The organism is Leifsonia sp. A12D58 (assembly GCF_047530025.1).
Taxonomy (GTDB): Bacteria; Actinomycetota; Actinomycetes; order Actinomycetales; family Microbacteriaceae; genus Cryobacterium.
In genome coordinates this window covers 833,089-848,434 of record NZ_JBLJAT010000001.1, presented here as the reverse complement: position 1 = coordinate 848,434, position 15,346 = coordinate 833,089, and the positions used below count along the sequence as shown (strand labels likewise).

9 protein-coding genes are annotated in these 15,346 nt (G+C 62.8%); 5 read left to right on the top strand and 4 right to left on the bottom strand.

All coding sequences use genetic code 11. The features are described 5' to 3' along the window. Window positions 1-1,200, bottom strand: a complete 1,200-nt coding sequence (locus ACMT3I_RS04110; RefSeq protein WP_414803162.1) for a cysteine desulfurase family protein — start codon at window positions 1,198-1,200, stop codon at window positions 1-3. Between the two features lie 19 nt (window positions 1,201-1,219). Here ACMT3I_RS04110 and glgX point away from each other — a divergent pair, with 19 nt between their 5' ends. The 3 genes from glgX to ACMT3I_RS04095 all read left to right on the top strand — a co-directional run bounded on the left by glgX (window position 1,220) and on the right by ACMT3I_RS04095 (window position 5,480). Beyond that, window positions 1,220-3,265 (top strand): glycogen debranching protein GlgX, encoded by a 2,046-nt coding sequence (glgX, locus tag ACMT3I_RS04105; protein WP_414803161.1) that lies wholly within the window; start codon window positions 1,220-1,222, stop codon window positions 3,263-3,265. Between the two features lie 19 nt (window positions 3,266-3,284). Then, complete coding sequence (ybaK, locus tag ACMT3I_RS04100; protein WP_414803160.1) at window positions 3,285-3,806, top strand: Cys-tRNA(Pro) deacylase; 522 nt, start codon at window positions 3,285-3,287, stop codon at window positions 3,804-3,806. 183 nt (window positions 3,807-3,989) lie between these two features. Continuing rightward, entirely contained in the window at window positions 3,990-5,480 is a 1,491-nt protein-coding gene (locus tag ACMT3I_RS04095; protein ID WP_414803159.1) for a DUF222 domain-containing protein, read from the top strand. A 51-nt stretch (window positions 5,481-5,531) separates the two neighbouring features. Here ACMT3I_RS04095 and glgP read toward each other — a convergent pair whose 3' ends face one another. Continuing rightward, window positions 5,532-8,105 (bottom strand): alpha-glucan family phosphorylase, encoded by a 2,574-nt coding sequence (gene glgP, locus ACMT3I_RS04090; protein ID WP_414803158.1) that lies wholly within the window; start codon window positions 8,103-8,105, stop codon window positions 5,532-5,534. 154 nt (window positions 8,106-8,259) lie between these two features. Here glgP and ACMT3I_RS04085 point away from each other — a divergent pair, with 154 nt between their 5' ends. Further along, entirely contained in the window at window positions 8,260-10,266 is a 2,007-nt protein-coding gene (locus ACMT3I_RS04085; RefSeq protein ID WP_414803527.1) for an alpha-1,4-glucan--maltose-1-phosphate maltosyltransferase, read from the top strand. Then, on the top strand, window positions 10,263-12,491 hold the full coding sequence (gene glgB / locus ACMT3I_RS04080; RefSeq protein WP_414803157.1) for a 1,4-alpha-glucan branching protein GlgB: 2,229 nt from the start codon (window positions 10,263-10,265) through the stop codon (window positions 12,489-12,491). The genes ACMT3I_RS04085 and glgB overlap by 4 nt, the downstream gene beginning before the upstream one ends. A gap of 16 nt (window positions 12,492-12,507) precedes the next feature. Here the strand turns inward: glgB and ACMT3I_RS04075 are convergent, their stop codons facing one another. Then, entirely contained in the window at window positions 12,508-13,482 is a 975-nt protein-coding gene (locus ACMT3I_RS04075; RefSeq protein WP_414803156.1) for a tetratricopeptide repeat protein, read from the bottom strand. After that, window positions 13,479-15,308 carry a hypothetical protein gene (locus ACMT3I_RS04070; protein WP_414803155.1) on the bottom strand — a complete coding sequence of 610 codons (1,830 nt, stop codon included), beginning with the start codon at window positions 15,306-15,308 and terminating at the stop codon, window positions 13,479-13,481. Before ACMT3I_RS04070 ends, ACMT3I_RS04075 begins: the two co-directional genes overlap by 4 nt. Between the last annotated feature and the right edge of the window lie 38 nt (window positions 15,309-15,346).

The following is a 15,346-nucleotide window of genomic DNA, read 5'->3' as shown; positions in this document are numbered from 1 at the left end:
TTAAGTGTAAGCGCCAGTCCCTGGGAGTCGATCAGCAAGTCCGGCCGTGGCAGCCTGAGCGTATGCCGCAGGTAGAGCAGCAAGGAATGCGTCGACGTCGGGCTCCGTGTTCGTGCGGCCGAGAGTGATGCGCAGTGCTCCGCGTGCCTCGATCTCACTGCGCCCCATGGCGCGCAGCACATGGGACGGCTCGGGGATGCCGGCCTGGCAGGCCGATCCCGTCGACACCGAGACTCCGGCGACATCGAGCAGAAAGAGCAACGAGTCACCCTCGCAACCCTCAAAAGTGAAGTGCGCGTTGCTCGCGATCCGACCGGCAGGGTTGGGATCGCCATTCAGCACGGCGGCGGGTACCGACGTGAGCACACCATCGACCAGGCGGTCGCGCAATGCGGCCAGGCGCACTGTTTCGGCAGGCATCGCTTCGATTGAAGCGGATGCCGCGACGGCGAATGAAACGGCTGCTGCGACATCCTGGGTGCCGCTGCGCACCTGACGCTGCTGTCCGCCGCCGTGGATGAGCGGCACGACTGTTGCAGTGCGCGAGAGCACCAGAGCACCGATGCCGACGGGGCCACCGATCTTGTGGGCAGAAATACTCAGTGCTGAGATGCCCTGGGCGCTGAGCCCTGCGAAGTCGATGGGGATGTGCCCGTATGCCGAGACAGCATCGACGTGCACAGGGATGCCGTGGGCTGAGGCAAGCGCCGCCACCGCCTCGATCGGCTGAATGGTGCCTACCTCGTTGTTGGCGGCAAGCAGCGTGACCAGGGCGACGCTGTCCGGATCGGACTCGATGGCGCGGCGCAGGGCGTCGAGGTCAATACGCCCGAGTTCATCGAGCGGAATCCACTCGACCTCGGCTCCCTCGTGCCGTTCGAGCCATTCGATGGTGTCCATCGTTGCGTGGTGTTCGCCTCCAGGGGCGAGAATACGTGTGCGCGGGCTCCGCGCCCACCACAGGCCCTTGATGGCCAGGTTCACCGATTCGGTACCGCCACCGGTGAAGACGATCTCGATCGGGTCGCTGCCGACGCTGGCCGCGACCACCTCGCGAGCTTCTTCGAGCATCCGCTTCGCATTCTGGCCCTGGCTATGGATTGAAGCGGGGTTGCCGACGACACTCATCGCATCTGCATAAGCAGTGATAGCAGCGGGGAGCATCGGAGTTGTTGCCGCGTGGTCAAGGTAAACCGTCACATTCACTACTCTAGAACGCATGACAGCGGCTGATTCCCTGCGCAACCTTGGCGTGCGGCTGACCTCGACCGGAGGAGAACTCCGCGTCTGGTCTGAGAGCGCCGATGCGATGGAATTGTGCATCTTCGACGAGACCGATCCGAACTGGGTAGTCAAGACCGTCGCCATGACGCGGGATGCAGCCAACGTGTGGAGCGGTAAGAGCCGCACGCTCTCACCAGGCCGACGTTATGGCATCCGCGTCTATGGCGCAGCAGGGCCGAAGAACGCATTCCATCCCGAGAAGACGTTGCTCGAGCCGTACGCGCGTGGGCTGGTTCGAGTCGGAACCAACCAGTGGCAGTCGGTCGTCGTCGACGGTGAATTCGACTGGGCAGAGTCGGCCAAACCGGCGATTCCGCTCGACCACACAGTTGTCTACGAAGCTCATGTGCGTGGGCTGAGTATGCAGAATCAGGACGTGCCCACCGAGTTGCGTGGCACGTACGCAGGGCTCGCCCACCCTGCAGTCACCGGGTATTTGAAGGACCTCGGCGTGACGAGCATCGAGCTGCTTCCCGTGCACGCATTCGTCTCTGAGCAGCGCTTGATCAAGCAGGGGCGCACTAACTACTGGGGATACAACACCCTCAATTTCTTCGCCCCGCACGCCGACTACGCAACAAAGTCAGCGCAGCAGGCCGGCCCTGAGGCTGTGCTCCGTGAGTTCAAGGGCATGGTCAAGATGCTGCACGAGGCCGGTCTTGAGGTCATCCTTGACGTGGTGTACAACCACACAGCAGAAGAGGGTCCGAACGGTCCGGTGTACAGCTTTCGAGGCATCGACAACGCTGCGTACTACCGACAGGACGAGACCGGCGCGTACATCGATGTCACGGGCTGCGGCAACACTCTCGACTTCAGTCGCGAAGAGCCTAGCCGGCTGCTGCTCGACTCGCTGCGTTACTGGGCCAACGAGGTGCAGATCGACGGATTCCGGTTCGACCTGGCTGTTGCGCTCGGTCGCGATGAGAGCGTGACGTACCAGCGTGATCACCCGCTGCTCGTCGCCATCCAGAACGATCCGGAACTGCAGGGTGTCAAGCTGATTGCAGAGCCATGGGATGTCGGTTTGGGCGGCTGGCAGACAGGTAATTTCCGTGACGGCTGGTCTGAATGGAACGACAGGTACCGCGACCGGATGCGGGACTTCTGGCTCACCGACATCCAGTCGGCCAGGGAGACCGGGTCGGTCGGCAGTGGCATCGGTCGGTTTGCGACGCGGCTCGCCGGTTCGGCAAACACCTTCGCGCAGGAACGTGGCCCGCTCGCCTCTCTCAACTTCATCACCGCCCACGATGGCTTCACCCTGGCTGACCTCACCGCCTACAACGTGAAGCACAACCTCGGCAATGGAGAATCGAACCGCGACGGCACAAGCAACAACAACTCGTACAACCATGGTGTCGAGGGCCCGACGCGCGATGTCGGCATCCTGACTGCGCGCCGCAAGGCGATGCGAAACCTGCTTGGCACGCTGCTGCTCTCTGCCGGTATCCCGATGATCACTGCCGGTGACGAATTCGGTCGCAGCCAGCGCGGCAACAACAACGCGTACTGCCAGGACAGTGAGCTGACCTGGCTCGACTGGTCGCTCGACGACTGGCAGAAAGACCTGCACAGGGTGAGCAGAAACTTGCTGAAGCTTCGACGGGAGAATCCAGCCCTCCGGCCGGTTCGCTACGGCATCTTCGGCGAGAGCACACCAAGTGCGAGCCAGATGGACTGGTACGACACCGACGGCAGCTCGATGTCCGGCGACGACTGGAACTCCCCCACGCAGCGCACCCTGCAGTATCTGGTTGCGAGCACGCCGGAGCACGAAGCATTCAACCGGGTACTGCTGATCGTGCACGCAATTGAGAGTGACACCGTCGTGACCCTGCCCTCGCATGAGGGGGTCACGTCGTATTCACTGCTCTGGGATTCAAGCCTCGACGACGTGCACGAGGGCACGGAGCTGCTTCAGCCTGGCGACACCGTCGCAGTCGGCGGCACATCGATGCAGCTTTTCAGGGCGAACTGAGCCACCGTGTCGAGTCACCGTGGCCGGTAAGGCAGCAGGCAAGAAAGCGGATGCTGGTGCCGGTGCCGGTGCTGGGACTCCAGCCACCGTGGTACTCGTGGCTGCTGGCATCCACTTCACGCCGCACCTGTATGCGCATGACGCCGGGGTGATGAATTTCGGCCAGGAGGCCGCTGACAAACTGGGGCTTGACCCGGCCCAGGTCTTCAAGACGTTGCTGGTGGATGCCGATGGTGCCCTTGTCGTCGGTGTCGTTCCGGTGACCGGGCAGCTTGATCTCAAGGCGTTGGCGGCAAATGTCGGAGCCAAGAAGGCGGTGATGGCCGATCCGAAACTTGCTGAACGCAAGACCGGCTATATCGTCGGGGGCATTAGCCCGATCGGCCAGAAGACCCCGCTGACCACTGTGGTTGACGAGACCGCGCTGCTGTATGACACGGTGTTCGTCTCCGGTGGCAGGCGTGGGTTCGACATCGAACTCTCCCCTGCTGATTTGGCGGCTGTGACGGGTGCTGTGTTTGCTGACATTGCGCGCGGGTAACTTCGCACGTTTCGCTGCTTGACGTTTCGCTTCCCCGCCTCACTGTTTCTCGATTCGCTGCTTCGCCAGTCCCTCGCTTCCTCGCTTCCTCGCTTCCTCGCTTCCTCGCTTCGACGCTTCGACGCTTCGACTATCTTGAGAAAGACTCTAGCCATATTCGAACATATGTTCTATAATTGGGGTATGTCACAGACAGACGAACTCCCGGTGGATCCCTTCCCCGATGTGTTCGTCGGCAGGCCGCACACTGGTGGCACCGTTGTCGACGCGGAGCGTCTGCTTGAGCCTGAGTGGTTCACGTCTGATGCCACGCAGCTTCTTCCCCCTCAGGACTTCCCGCCTCAGGATTTTCCCCCTCAGAGCTTTCCGCCGCGGATGTTGTCGCCGCGGATGTTGTCGCCGCTGGCTGCGATCGATTACGCGATCGATGATGCCGCGCACGCGCAGTTCGAGACGAACCGCACGATGGCCGCGCGATTGTCCGCTTTGGCTGAGGTTCTGGAGCTGGCTCGTCGTAACCCGCGTGTGTACCTGACCGAAGTGGGGATGCACGAAGACGACCCTGCGGGTTTCGCCGAACGCTCAGCAGCGTTTGAGGCGGCCTTGCGTCTACGCGTGACGCCCGACCAGGTGCTCAACCAGGCACGCGAAGGCCAGGTGCTCGCCGACCGGCTGCCCCGGCTCTGGGACCTCTTCCACTCGGGTCTGATCAGCTACGTGCAGGCCAGTGCCGCCGTCGAGCTACAGATCAGCCTCACCGATGCGGCTGTCGCTCGCTACGACACCGAACTGGCGAAGACAGCTGCAGCACAGACAGCGAAGGCTTTCCGGCAGAAGGCCCGCGAGCTTCGTTACCGGCTCCTGGCCGAACGTCCCGAGCTTCGGCACGCTCGCGCAATGATTGATCGCCGGGTGACCGTCGAACCGGCCGATGACGGCATGGCGTGGCTGCACGCCTTCATCAGTGCACCCGATGCCATCCGCATCAAAGCCAGGCTCGATGCAACCGCCAAGCGCGACGTGACCACCGAGAAGACGGCGGCGGTAAAGGCGGGCACACCCGTCGATTCGTGCCGCACCCAACCGCAGGCTCGCGCCGACCTCCTCGTCGCCTGGCTTGCCGGTGACGGCACCCCGACGGCCGCGAAGGTGCGGCCGATGCTGTTCGTGCGCATGCTCGGCCTACTGGGAATCGGTGGCGGCGACGTAGGCCCCACAGGCACAGGCACAGTTACGCAGCCGGCCGTGCTTCAGGGCTACGGTCCCATCGACCCGGTCACCGCCGCACAACTCTTCAGCGATGCCCCGGCTTTCCGTCGCGTCGGCACCGACCCGTTCACCGGCGAGATCCTCAACTTCGACCGCCGCCGCTACCGACCGACGAAAGCCCAACGCGAACTCCTGGCCGTGAAATTCGGCACCTGCGCCAACCCAGACTGCGATCGCCTCGCCATCAACTGCGACATCGACCACGTTGCCGAATGGGCCAGAGACCACGGCCTCACCAACGAAGACAACCTCATCCCGCTCTGCGCGCGCGACCATCGACTGAAAACGCTCACCAAGATCCGCTATCAACGTGACCCAGACGGCAGCGTTACCCTGACGACACCCACCGGCTACGTCGTACGCAACACCCCCACGCCACCATTACCCGAGAACCCGCCGTTCTAAACACGAGTCCTCGGCGGCACGACACGACACGACACCACACCACAACCGCCGCTATCCGGCGAGCGCCACCAGCCCCATCTCGGCGTGGCTGAGCAACAACTCGTTCTTGGGCACGATCCGAACGGTGTATCCAAATCCTCCGGCACGATCGAGCTTGACGGTTCCCGTGTAAAGCAACCCACCAGAGCCACCGGCAGCAGCAGCAGCGTCACCACCCACGAGCGTCAGCGCCTGGCTCGCGACATTGGTGAGGTCATCCCCGCTCGAACTGCGACCGTAAACAACCTCGACGATGACGTCATCCGGTGACAGCCCGTTCAACTGCACGTGAGCACGCAGATGCAGTTCGTCACCGACCTGCGGCACCGAGCTCACTCCCCCCGACTCGACATGGCTGACAGCCACACCGGGCCAAGCTGCTCTGATCGCCTCTTTCCACGCAGCGAGTTCCCTGGCCACCATGAAGTCTTCAGCGCTGAGCAACGCCTCATTGTGGTGCGCGGGAATGTAGAGCTCCTGCACGTACTGCCTGACCATACGGTCAGCACTCAGCTCGGGCGATAACCCCGCAAGGGTGTGACGCACGGCCCCCACCCATCGCTCAGGGATCCCATCGGAGTTGCGCTCGTAGAACGACGGCGCGACCTGGTGCTCGATCAGGTCGTAGAGCGCATCTGCTTCAAGCTTGTCTCGCTCTGCAGAGTCACCCGCCGAGTCGGCAGAGGGAATCGCCCAGCCGTTCTTGCCGTCGTAGAACTCCGGCCACCAACCATCGAGGATCGACAGGTTGAGCACACCGTTCAGCGCGGCCTTCATTCCCGACGTGCCACACGCTTCGAGCGGTCGCAATGGGTTGTTCAGCCAGACGTCGGTCCCCGGGTACATGAGCTGCGCCATTGCGATATTGTAGTCGGGTAGAAAAGCTATGCGAGTGCGCAGCTCCGGGTCCTCCGCGAACTGCACGATCTGCTGAATGAGCCTCTTGCCCTCTTCATCGGCAGGGTGCGATTTTCCGGCGATCACGATCTGGATCGGGTGCTCAGGGTGCGTCAGCAACGCACGCAGTCGGTCCCGGTCATGCAGCATCAGGGTCAGCCGCTTGTAGGTGGGCACTCGCCTGGCGAATCCGATGGTGAGCACATCTGGATTGAAGACCTGGCTCATCCAGGCCGGCGGAACCCCACCCTGGTTCTGTGCAACCCAGGCCGCACGGATTCTGCGACGGGCATCCTCAACGAACTGCAAGCGCATGTGACCACGGACAGCCCATAGGTCGGCATCGCTGATACTCGGCGAGCGCCAGTTCGCGCTGGTGGTGTCAGTGGTGCCGAGACGACTCTCCGCGAGTCGCAGCAGGGCTGGATCCGTCCAGGTCGGAGCATGCACCCCATTGGTGATTGACGTGATCGGAATATCGGCAGAGTCAAACCCCGGCCACAGCCCCTTGAACATCTCGCGACTGACTTCACCGTGTAGTTTCGAGACCCCGTTGGCATGCTGACCGAGCCGCAGACCCATCAGCGCCATATTGAATACGTCAGACCCGCCCTCTCCGGTCTCAGCCCCGAGGGCGAGCACGTCATCGACCTCGACCCCTGGCAACAGGTCGGTATCGAAATAGCGCCGGATGAGGTCACGCTCGAACCTGTCGATTCCGGCAGCGACCGGCGTGTGCGTCGTAAACACGGTTCCGGCTCTCGCCACCTGCAACGCTTCAGTGAAACTCAGTCCCTCGCCGATCAGGCTCGCGATCCGCTCCAGACCGAGGAATCCGGCGTGGCCCTCGTTGGTGTGGAATACCTCAGGTTCGGGCAGGTCGTTGAGCTTGCTCCACAGCTTGACGGCACGGGCACCTCCGACACCGAGAAGAATCTCCTGAAGCAGTCGATGCTCCCCACCACCGCCATACAGCCGATCGGTGACGAGCCGCAGCTCATCGTCGTTCTCAGGGATATCTGTGTCGAGCAGCAGCAGGCTGACACGCCCGACGAGGGCTTGCCAGACACGCGCATGCAGCGTGCGGTCATCGGGAAGGGCAAGTGCAACCTGCACATCAGACCCATCAGGACGCCGAAGTACCGAGAGCGGCAGACCATCGGGGTCAAGCAGCGGATAACTCTCCATCTGCCAGCCATCGGCTGAGATCGCCTGGCTGAAATAGCCAGCACGATAGAAAAGTCCGACGCCGACAAGCGGAACCCCGAGGTCGGACGCGCTCTTCAAATGGTCACCCGCCAGGATGCCGAGGCCTCCCGAGTACTGCGGCAAGGCGGCAGCAATGCCGTATTCCGGCGAGAAGTAGGCGATGCGATCAGGCTTGTCCCCCTTGAGAGACTGGTACCAGCGCGGCTCTCCCAGGTAGGCCCTGAGCTCGTCCCGCTCGAGGTTTGCCCCTGCAATAAAGTCCGGATCCGTTGCCAGCTCGTCAAGGCGTTCAGGATCGACAGCACCGAGCAGAGCCACGGGGTCATGGCCCAGCTCACGCCAGAGTTCAGGCGAGATGTGTTCGAACAGCTGCCTTGTCGGTTCGTGCCACGACCATCGAAGATTGCCGCACAGCTCTTCGAGCGCTTGAAGCGCCTCAGGCAAGACGGCACGGACTGTAAATTTGCGGATCGCCTTCACGCTGCTAACCCTATGGGCGACGTGTGACGAATGTGTGAACGTCTGCTCCTGAAATTCTGGCGTTTCACGCTACGGTCGTGGTGTGGCTACGACAGTGAATCTCACGGGCATCCCCGACAACTCCACCCCAGCGCACTCAGCTGCGCACACCCCGGTGCACACCCGCGCAGGACGGATCCCGATTCTCGACCTGTCGCCACAGATCTCCGACAACCGCTGGCCCGCTCGGGCTTTCGCCGGCGAGGTAGTGCCATTCGCCGCGACTGCATTTCGAGAGGGACACGATCGCATCGGCGTCGCTCTCCTCCTCACCGCCCCCAACGGCGTGACGACCACACACCCGATGACGCTGCTCGCGGCGGGCACCGACCGGTTCGGCACCGACGTGCAACTGCACGAACAGGGCAGCTGGACCTACCGGGTCAGGGCATACGCCGACGACTTCGCCACGTGGAAGCACAACGCCACGGTCAAGATCGAGGCGGGTGTCGACGTCGAGCTGATGTTCACCATCGGTGAGCAGCTCCTCGGGGCTGCAGCGCGCGACACTCATCGCACGCCAGCCGAAAGGCGCGCATTCACTGCGGCGGCTGCCACACTGGCCGACAGGTCCCTGCCGACCACTGAGCGCCTGGCTGCGGCCGACAACCCGAAGCTGCTGGTCTGGATAGCCCGGCATCCGCTGGCCAGCCTGTCGAGCGAATCAGAGCCGCGCGACGTCATCGTCGAACGCACCAGGGCCGGAGTCGGCGCCTGGTACGAGTTCTTCCCCCGCTCTGAAGGCGCAAAACGTGCAAAAGACGGCAGCTGGCAGAGCGGTACATTCCGCACTGCAGCCCGTCGACTTCCCGCGGTCGCCGCCATGGGGTTCGACGTGCTCTACTTGCCGCCGATCCACCCGATCGGCACAGCGTTCCGCAAAGGCCCGAACAACACACTGGATGCCGGACCGAACGACCCGGGGTCGCCGTGGGCGATCGGGTCAGCAGCGGGTGGCCATGACGCCATCCACCCCGACCTCGGCACTCTGAAGGACTTCAGCTACTTCGTGAGCAAGGCCGCAGCCCTCGGCATCGAGGTGGCGATCGACCTGGCACTCCAGGCATCCCCAGACCACCCCTGGGTCACCGAGCACCCCGAATGGTTCACCACACTGCCGGACGGCACGATCGCCTACGCAGAGAACCCGCCGAAGAAGTACCAGGACATCTATCCGATCAACTTCGACAACGATCCAGACGGCATCAGGTTCGAAGTGCTGCGCATCGTGCGGCACTGGATCAGCAACGGGATCCGGATCTTCCGCGTCGACAACCCGCACACCAAACCGCTCGACTTCTGGGAGTGGCTGATCGCCACCGTCAACGCCGAGTTCCCCGATGTCGTCTTCCTGGCCGAAGCCTTCACCCGCCCCGCCCTGCTGCAGGCGCTGGGCAAGGTGGGATTTCAGCAGTCGTACACCTACTTCACCTGGCGCAACACGAAGGAAGAGCTCGAGGAGTTCTTCGACTCGCTTGCCCACGACACCGCCGACTTCCTGCGGCCGAACCTATTCGTGAACACGCCTGACATTCTCACCGAGTACCTGCAATTCGGCGGGCCTGCTTCCTTCAAAATCAGGGCAGGGCTTGCGGCTACCGCGAGTCCCACCTGGGGCGTCTACGCCGGCTTCGAGTTGTACGAGAGCGTGGCCAGGCCTGGCGCCGAAGAGAATATCGACAGCGAGAAGTACGAGTACCGGCCGCGCGATTTTCAGAAAGCCGAAGAGCACGGTAGGTCCCTGGCACCGTTCATCACTTTGCTGAACCGCATCAGGTCGGAGCACCCGGCGCTCAGGCAGCTGCGCAACCTCGAGATCCACGAGAGCGAAGACGACTCGATCATCGTCTACAGCAAGTACCTGGCCGGCGAGTTCACGGCGAGCGGCAAACCGGATGCCATCCTCGTCGTCGCCAACGTCGACCCGCACTCGGTGCGCGAAACCGTCGTGCACCTAGACGTCACCAAATTCGGTCTGGCCCTCGGCGAATCCTTCGAGGTGCGCGATCTGGTCACGGGCTTTGTGTGGACCTGGTCCGCCGACAACTACGTACGACTGGACGCATTCACCGAACCCATGCACATCCTGCACGTCACCGCGCGAAAGGAACTCGGCCGATGAAGCACGCTGCCCCGAATGACGCCCCGCAGGACGCCGTAGCGTTACCCGTCCCCCCGGCAGAGGTATTGGATGCTGTTGCAGCCGGCAGCTACTACAACCCACACGAGATCCTCGGTCAGCACCTGCTCAACCTGCCTGGCGTGAACGACCCCGTCACCGTCATCCGGGCACTCAGGCCACTTGCCGCCGAAGTCTTCGCGCTCCTGCCGACCGGCGCCAGGGTCGAGCTCGCACATATCGCGAACGGCATCTGGCAGGGGTACAGCACCCTGGGGCTGCAGGACTACACGCTTGAGGCCACGTACGCGAACGGACCCTCCTGGATCGCAGACGACCCATATCGCTACTCACCATCGATCGGCGAGCTTGACCTGCACCTCATCGGCGAGGGCAGGCATGAGCGCCTCTGGGACGCACTCGGTGCACATTTCAGAGAGCACGCAGGCGTGACCGGATCGACCCGCGGCACCTCATTCGCCGTTTGGGCCCCGCACGCCAGGGCGGTCCGTGTGATCGGTGACTTCAACGGCTGGAACGGCGTCACTCACGCCATGCGTAACATGGGCGCCACCGGCGTGTGGGAACTCTTCGTGCCAGAGCTGGCCCCCGGTAATAACTACAAATTCGAACTGCTCACCCAGGCCGGCGAGTGGGTTCGCCGCGCCGATCCAATGGCCCGCTACACGGAAGTCTCCCCCGCCACCGCCTCGATCGTCGGTACCACCTCATACAGCTGGGGGGATGCGTCGTGGCTCGAAACCAGAAGCTCGAGTGACCCGCACAACCGGCCCATGAGCATCTACGAGATGCACGTCGGGTCCTGGCGCCCAGGACTGGGCTACCGCGAGCTCGCTGACGAGCTCATCGACTACATGGCAGAGCTGGCATACACACACGTCGAATTCATGCCTCTTGCCGAACATCCATTCGGCGGGTCATGGGGATATCAGGTCACCGGCTACTACGCACCGACAAGCCGCTTCGGCCACCCAGACGACCTGCGCTACCTGATCGACAGACTGCACCGAGCCGGCATCGGCGTGATCATGGACTGGGTACCTGGTCACTTCCCGAAAGACGAATGGGCCCTGGCCCGCTTCGACGGCCAGGCGCTCTACGAGCACCCAGATCCCAAGCGTGGTGAGCAGCTCGACTGGGGAACATACGTATTCGACTTCGGCCAGCCGCAGGTACGTAACTTCCTGGTCGCCAACGCGCTGTACTGGCTTGAAGAGTTCCACATTGACGGTTTGCGGGTCGACGCTGTCGCCTCGATGCTCTACCTCGACTACTCGAGGGAAGAAGGCGGCTGGGAACCCAACATCCACGGCGGTCGCGAAAACCTTGAGGCCATCGCGCTCATGCAGGAGGTCACGGCAACCGCATACAAGCGCAATCCGGGCACCGTGATGATCGCAGAGGAGTCAACGAGCTGGCCGGGCGTGACCGCACCGACCTACAGCGGCGGTCTCGGCTTCGGCCTCAAATGGAACATGGGCTGGATGCACGACTCCCTGCAATACATGCAGCAAGACCCGATGTATCGCTCGTACCACCACAACGACATCACGTTCTCGTTCGTCTACGCGTTCAGCGAGAGCTTCCTGCTGCCCATCAGCCACGATGAAGTTGTGCACGGCAAGGGTTCTCTGGTCTCCAAGATGCCGGGCGACTCCTGGCAGCAACTGGCCAATGTGCGCGTGTACCTGTCGTTCATGTGGGCGCACCCCGGCAAGCAACTCCTGTTCATGGGACAGGAGTTCGGCCAGCGCTCAGAGTGGAGCGAGCAGCGCGGACTCGACTGGTGGATGCTCGACCAGCCTGACCATCGCGGACTATTCACGCTCGTCGGCCACCTCAATCGCACCTACGTTGGCACCCCTGCACTGTGGGAGCTCGACAACGATTCCCGCGGATTCGAGTGGATCGACGGCGGAGCGGCCGACCAGAACGTCGTGGCGTTCCTGCGTCTGGCCGAGGACGGCCAACCGCTGGCGTGCGTGTTCAACTTCGCGGGACACCCGCATCTGGGCTACCGCATCGGCCTGCCGTTCGCCGGCGAGTGGGATGAGATCCTGAATACTGACGCTGTCGAATTCGGCGGGTCAGGCGTCGGCAATCTGGGCGTCGTGCACGCGACTGACGAGTCGTGGGCAGGGAGGCCAGCATCCGCCACCCTGTCGCTGCCCCCACTCGGCGGCCTCTGGCTGAAGCTCAGGCGGTAGTGCCTAGTACAGAGGCCTAATACAGCAGCGCGGTCAGGCGAGCGCGCGCCGGCGGGACGCGCGGGTCGTCGAGACCGACAACCTCGAACAGCTCAAGCATGCGTTCGCGGATGCGGTTCTTACCGGCAGCGTCCTGCTTCGGGAACAGCGTGAGCAGGCGATCGAATGCGTCCTCAACGTGGCCACCGGAGAGATCCAGGTCTGCAACGAGGAGCTGCGCATCGAGGTCATCCGGCGCAGCGGCTGCGCCTGAGCGGATCTCGTCGAGTGTCTTTCCCTGCAGGCGGTGCAGCAGGTTCACCTGGGCAAGACCGGCCACGGCCATGGTGTCGCGGGGATCCTTGGCCAGGGCCATCTTGTACTCGGCAATCGCAGCCGGGTAGTCACCACGCTCAATAGCGTCATATGCCTCACGGTGGTGCGGCGGAAGCTCGACCTCTGCTGGAGCTTCGTCCGCCACAGCGTCAACTGCATCGTCAGCGTCTGGAGCCGTAGCTGTACCCGTGACGCCGTGCTGCGCAGCGAGTTCAAGCACACGTTCGAAGACCTCACGGACCTGATCCTCGGGAAGTGCTCCGGCGAAGAGCTGTACGGGCTGTCCGCCGATGACCGCAGCGACGGTCGGAATCGACTGTGCCTGGAAGGCCTGTGTCAGCTGCGGATTCACATCGACATCGACCTTCGCCAACACGAAGCGTCCGCCGTACTCGGTGACAAGCTTTTCCAGAACCGGCGTGAGCTGTTTGCACGGCTCGCACCACTCTGCCCACAGGTCGACGATCACCGGAACTGTCATCGACAGGTCAAGCAGCTCACCGAAGTTCGCGTCTGTGCCATCGAGGATCAGGCTAGGCACCGGTACCGGGCCGGTTGCGCCTGGCGCTGCCCCAGGTGCCCCTGCCGGTGCGCCAGGCACTGGCTGGCGATTGACGAGGGATGACAGGTCGACCGCACCGCGAAGGTTGGCACCGGGAGGGGTCATATTGGTCATTGCAGCTCCGCAGAAGAGATGAGGCCTCTGGACATACCCAGAAGCACGATTTGGTCAGTTGAACCGGCTGCCGGCACGAGGAACAGCAACTGGTCTTCATACACACTCTGAATGCCCTTGGCGGTTGCTTCAACCCCAGACAGGGCCTTGCTCGCCTTTTCCGGGCTGACTGTGGCACCCGAATCGACCGGCTTGACCGTCTCAGTTTCGGTCATGCTCACGGCGACAAGCGCTCCGGCATCATTGGTGCCGAGGGCGATCGGCCGCCCAGTGCCTGCGGCCCTGGCGAACTCGATTGACGCTGTCGATGGAAGGGCAGCGCGCCACTCGTTCATCTTGTCGACACCGATCTCGGTACGCAACGTGTCGCCATCGCTCTCAAACAAGCCGTAGGACTGGCTGGCTTCACCATTCATCAGGATGTCTGCGTATGCAGCTGCCACCTGGTCTGGCGCGAGCAGCGGCAGCTTCGAGTCGGGAGCGACGATCGGCGCGCCGATGACTGCAGGCGCGACATCGGTGACCTTGGCTGAGGCTTCGAGCTGCACGGCGTACTCGATCACGTAGTTCGCGCGCGGTGACTCCTGCTTCAGTACAAGCGCGGTGGGCGGGACTGTGGCGTCTTCCTCATTGAGGATCATTGCCATGACAACGCGGGGCCACGCTGCCGACTGCTGCGGCAAAACCAGGTTGAGTGGTCCGGAAGGAAGCGCCTGCAGAGCTGGTTGCTCGGCATAACTCGCCCGGATCTTGTAGTTGGCCAGGCGCTGCTCAAGCGCAGGCCCGGTAAAACGAGTCTTGATGGCGTCGGAGTTGAGCGTCGCGTCTGCCTCGGCCGTCAGCTCGGAGATCTTGCCGACGATGCGCTCCAACTGTGGAACGGTCACGACTGGCTCGACCTGAATCGCTGCCGGATCAGGCGTCGGAGTGCCGAGCGTTGAGTCCTTCTCGTTTGAAGTGTCACTCGTGGCAGTACTTGTTGACGCGGGCGAGGAGTCGTCAGCCTGTGGCCAGAAGTCCGCAGAGCAACCGCTGAGCACGAGCCCTGAGATGACGACGACAGGAACGAGCGTGGCCATCCTCTTGGAGATCGCCTTGCGTCCTCCGGTAATCTCGCTTGCCTTAATGACCTTCGGACGAGGTGCGCGCGGCAGCTTGGGCATACGTGGTCCGCGCGGCAGATTGCGACGGGGGCCGCGAGACCTGCGCATGTGCAGCAGGGCCCAGGCATACAAGGCAAGTCCGATCAGCAGCAGGACGGCACCGCCCACGATGAGGGGTCCTGCCCAGGGGGTCGAAGTGTCAACTGGCCAGGACACTGAGACGTTTGCCGGTGCTGGCGCCGTGCCATCTGAAGCGATGATCACCGAAATGTCGTCCGGCACATTGATCGTCTTCGACAGGGACTTTTCAGCAGAGAATTCCTCAAGCCACAGGTCAGAACCGGCGGGGTCAACGATCGTGGGGGTGTCGGCTGGCTGGGCGGCTTCACCCGAAGCGGAATCTCCCGTCACTGTCTTCGATGTGAAATCGCCCTTGTCTGACGAGTACGAGATCTTCGAGTAGCTGGAGTCACCAATCCACGCCTCAACGTCTGCGGTGCGCCCATACGCCATGAAGACAGTGTCGGACCCGCTTATCTCCACAGTCTGACCACCCTCATGGGCGCCCAGAGCTCCCGGGGTCAACACAGCGTACTGAACGCCTTCTACGGTTGTTGAGAGCGGTTCACTGACCGGCTCCAGAAAAATTGTTCGCTGAGCGATGCCGAAAACAAGCATGACTGCAGCGAGTACAAATGCCACGATGGCACTAACAAAACGCACGTATAACCCTCCTGCGTCACCCATAGCAACTGCAGTTT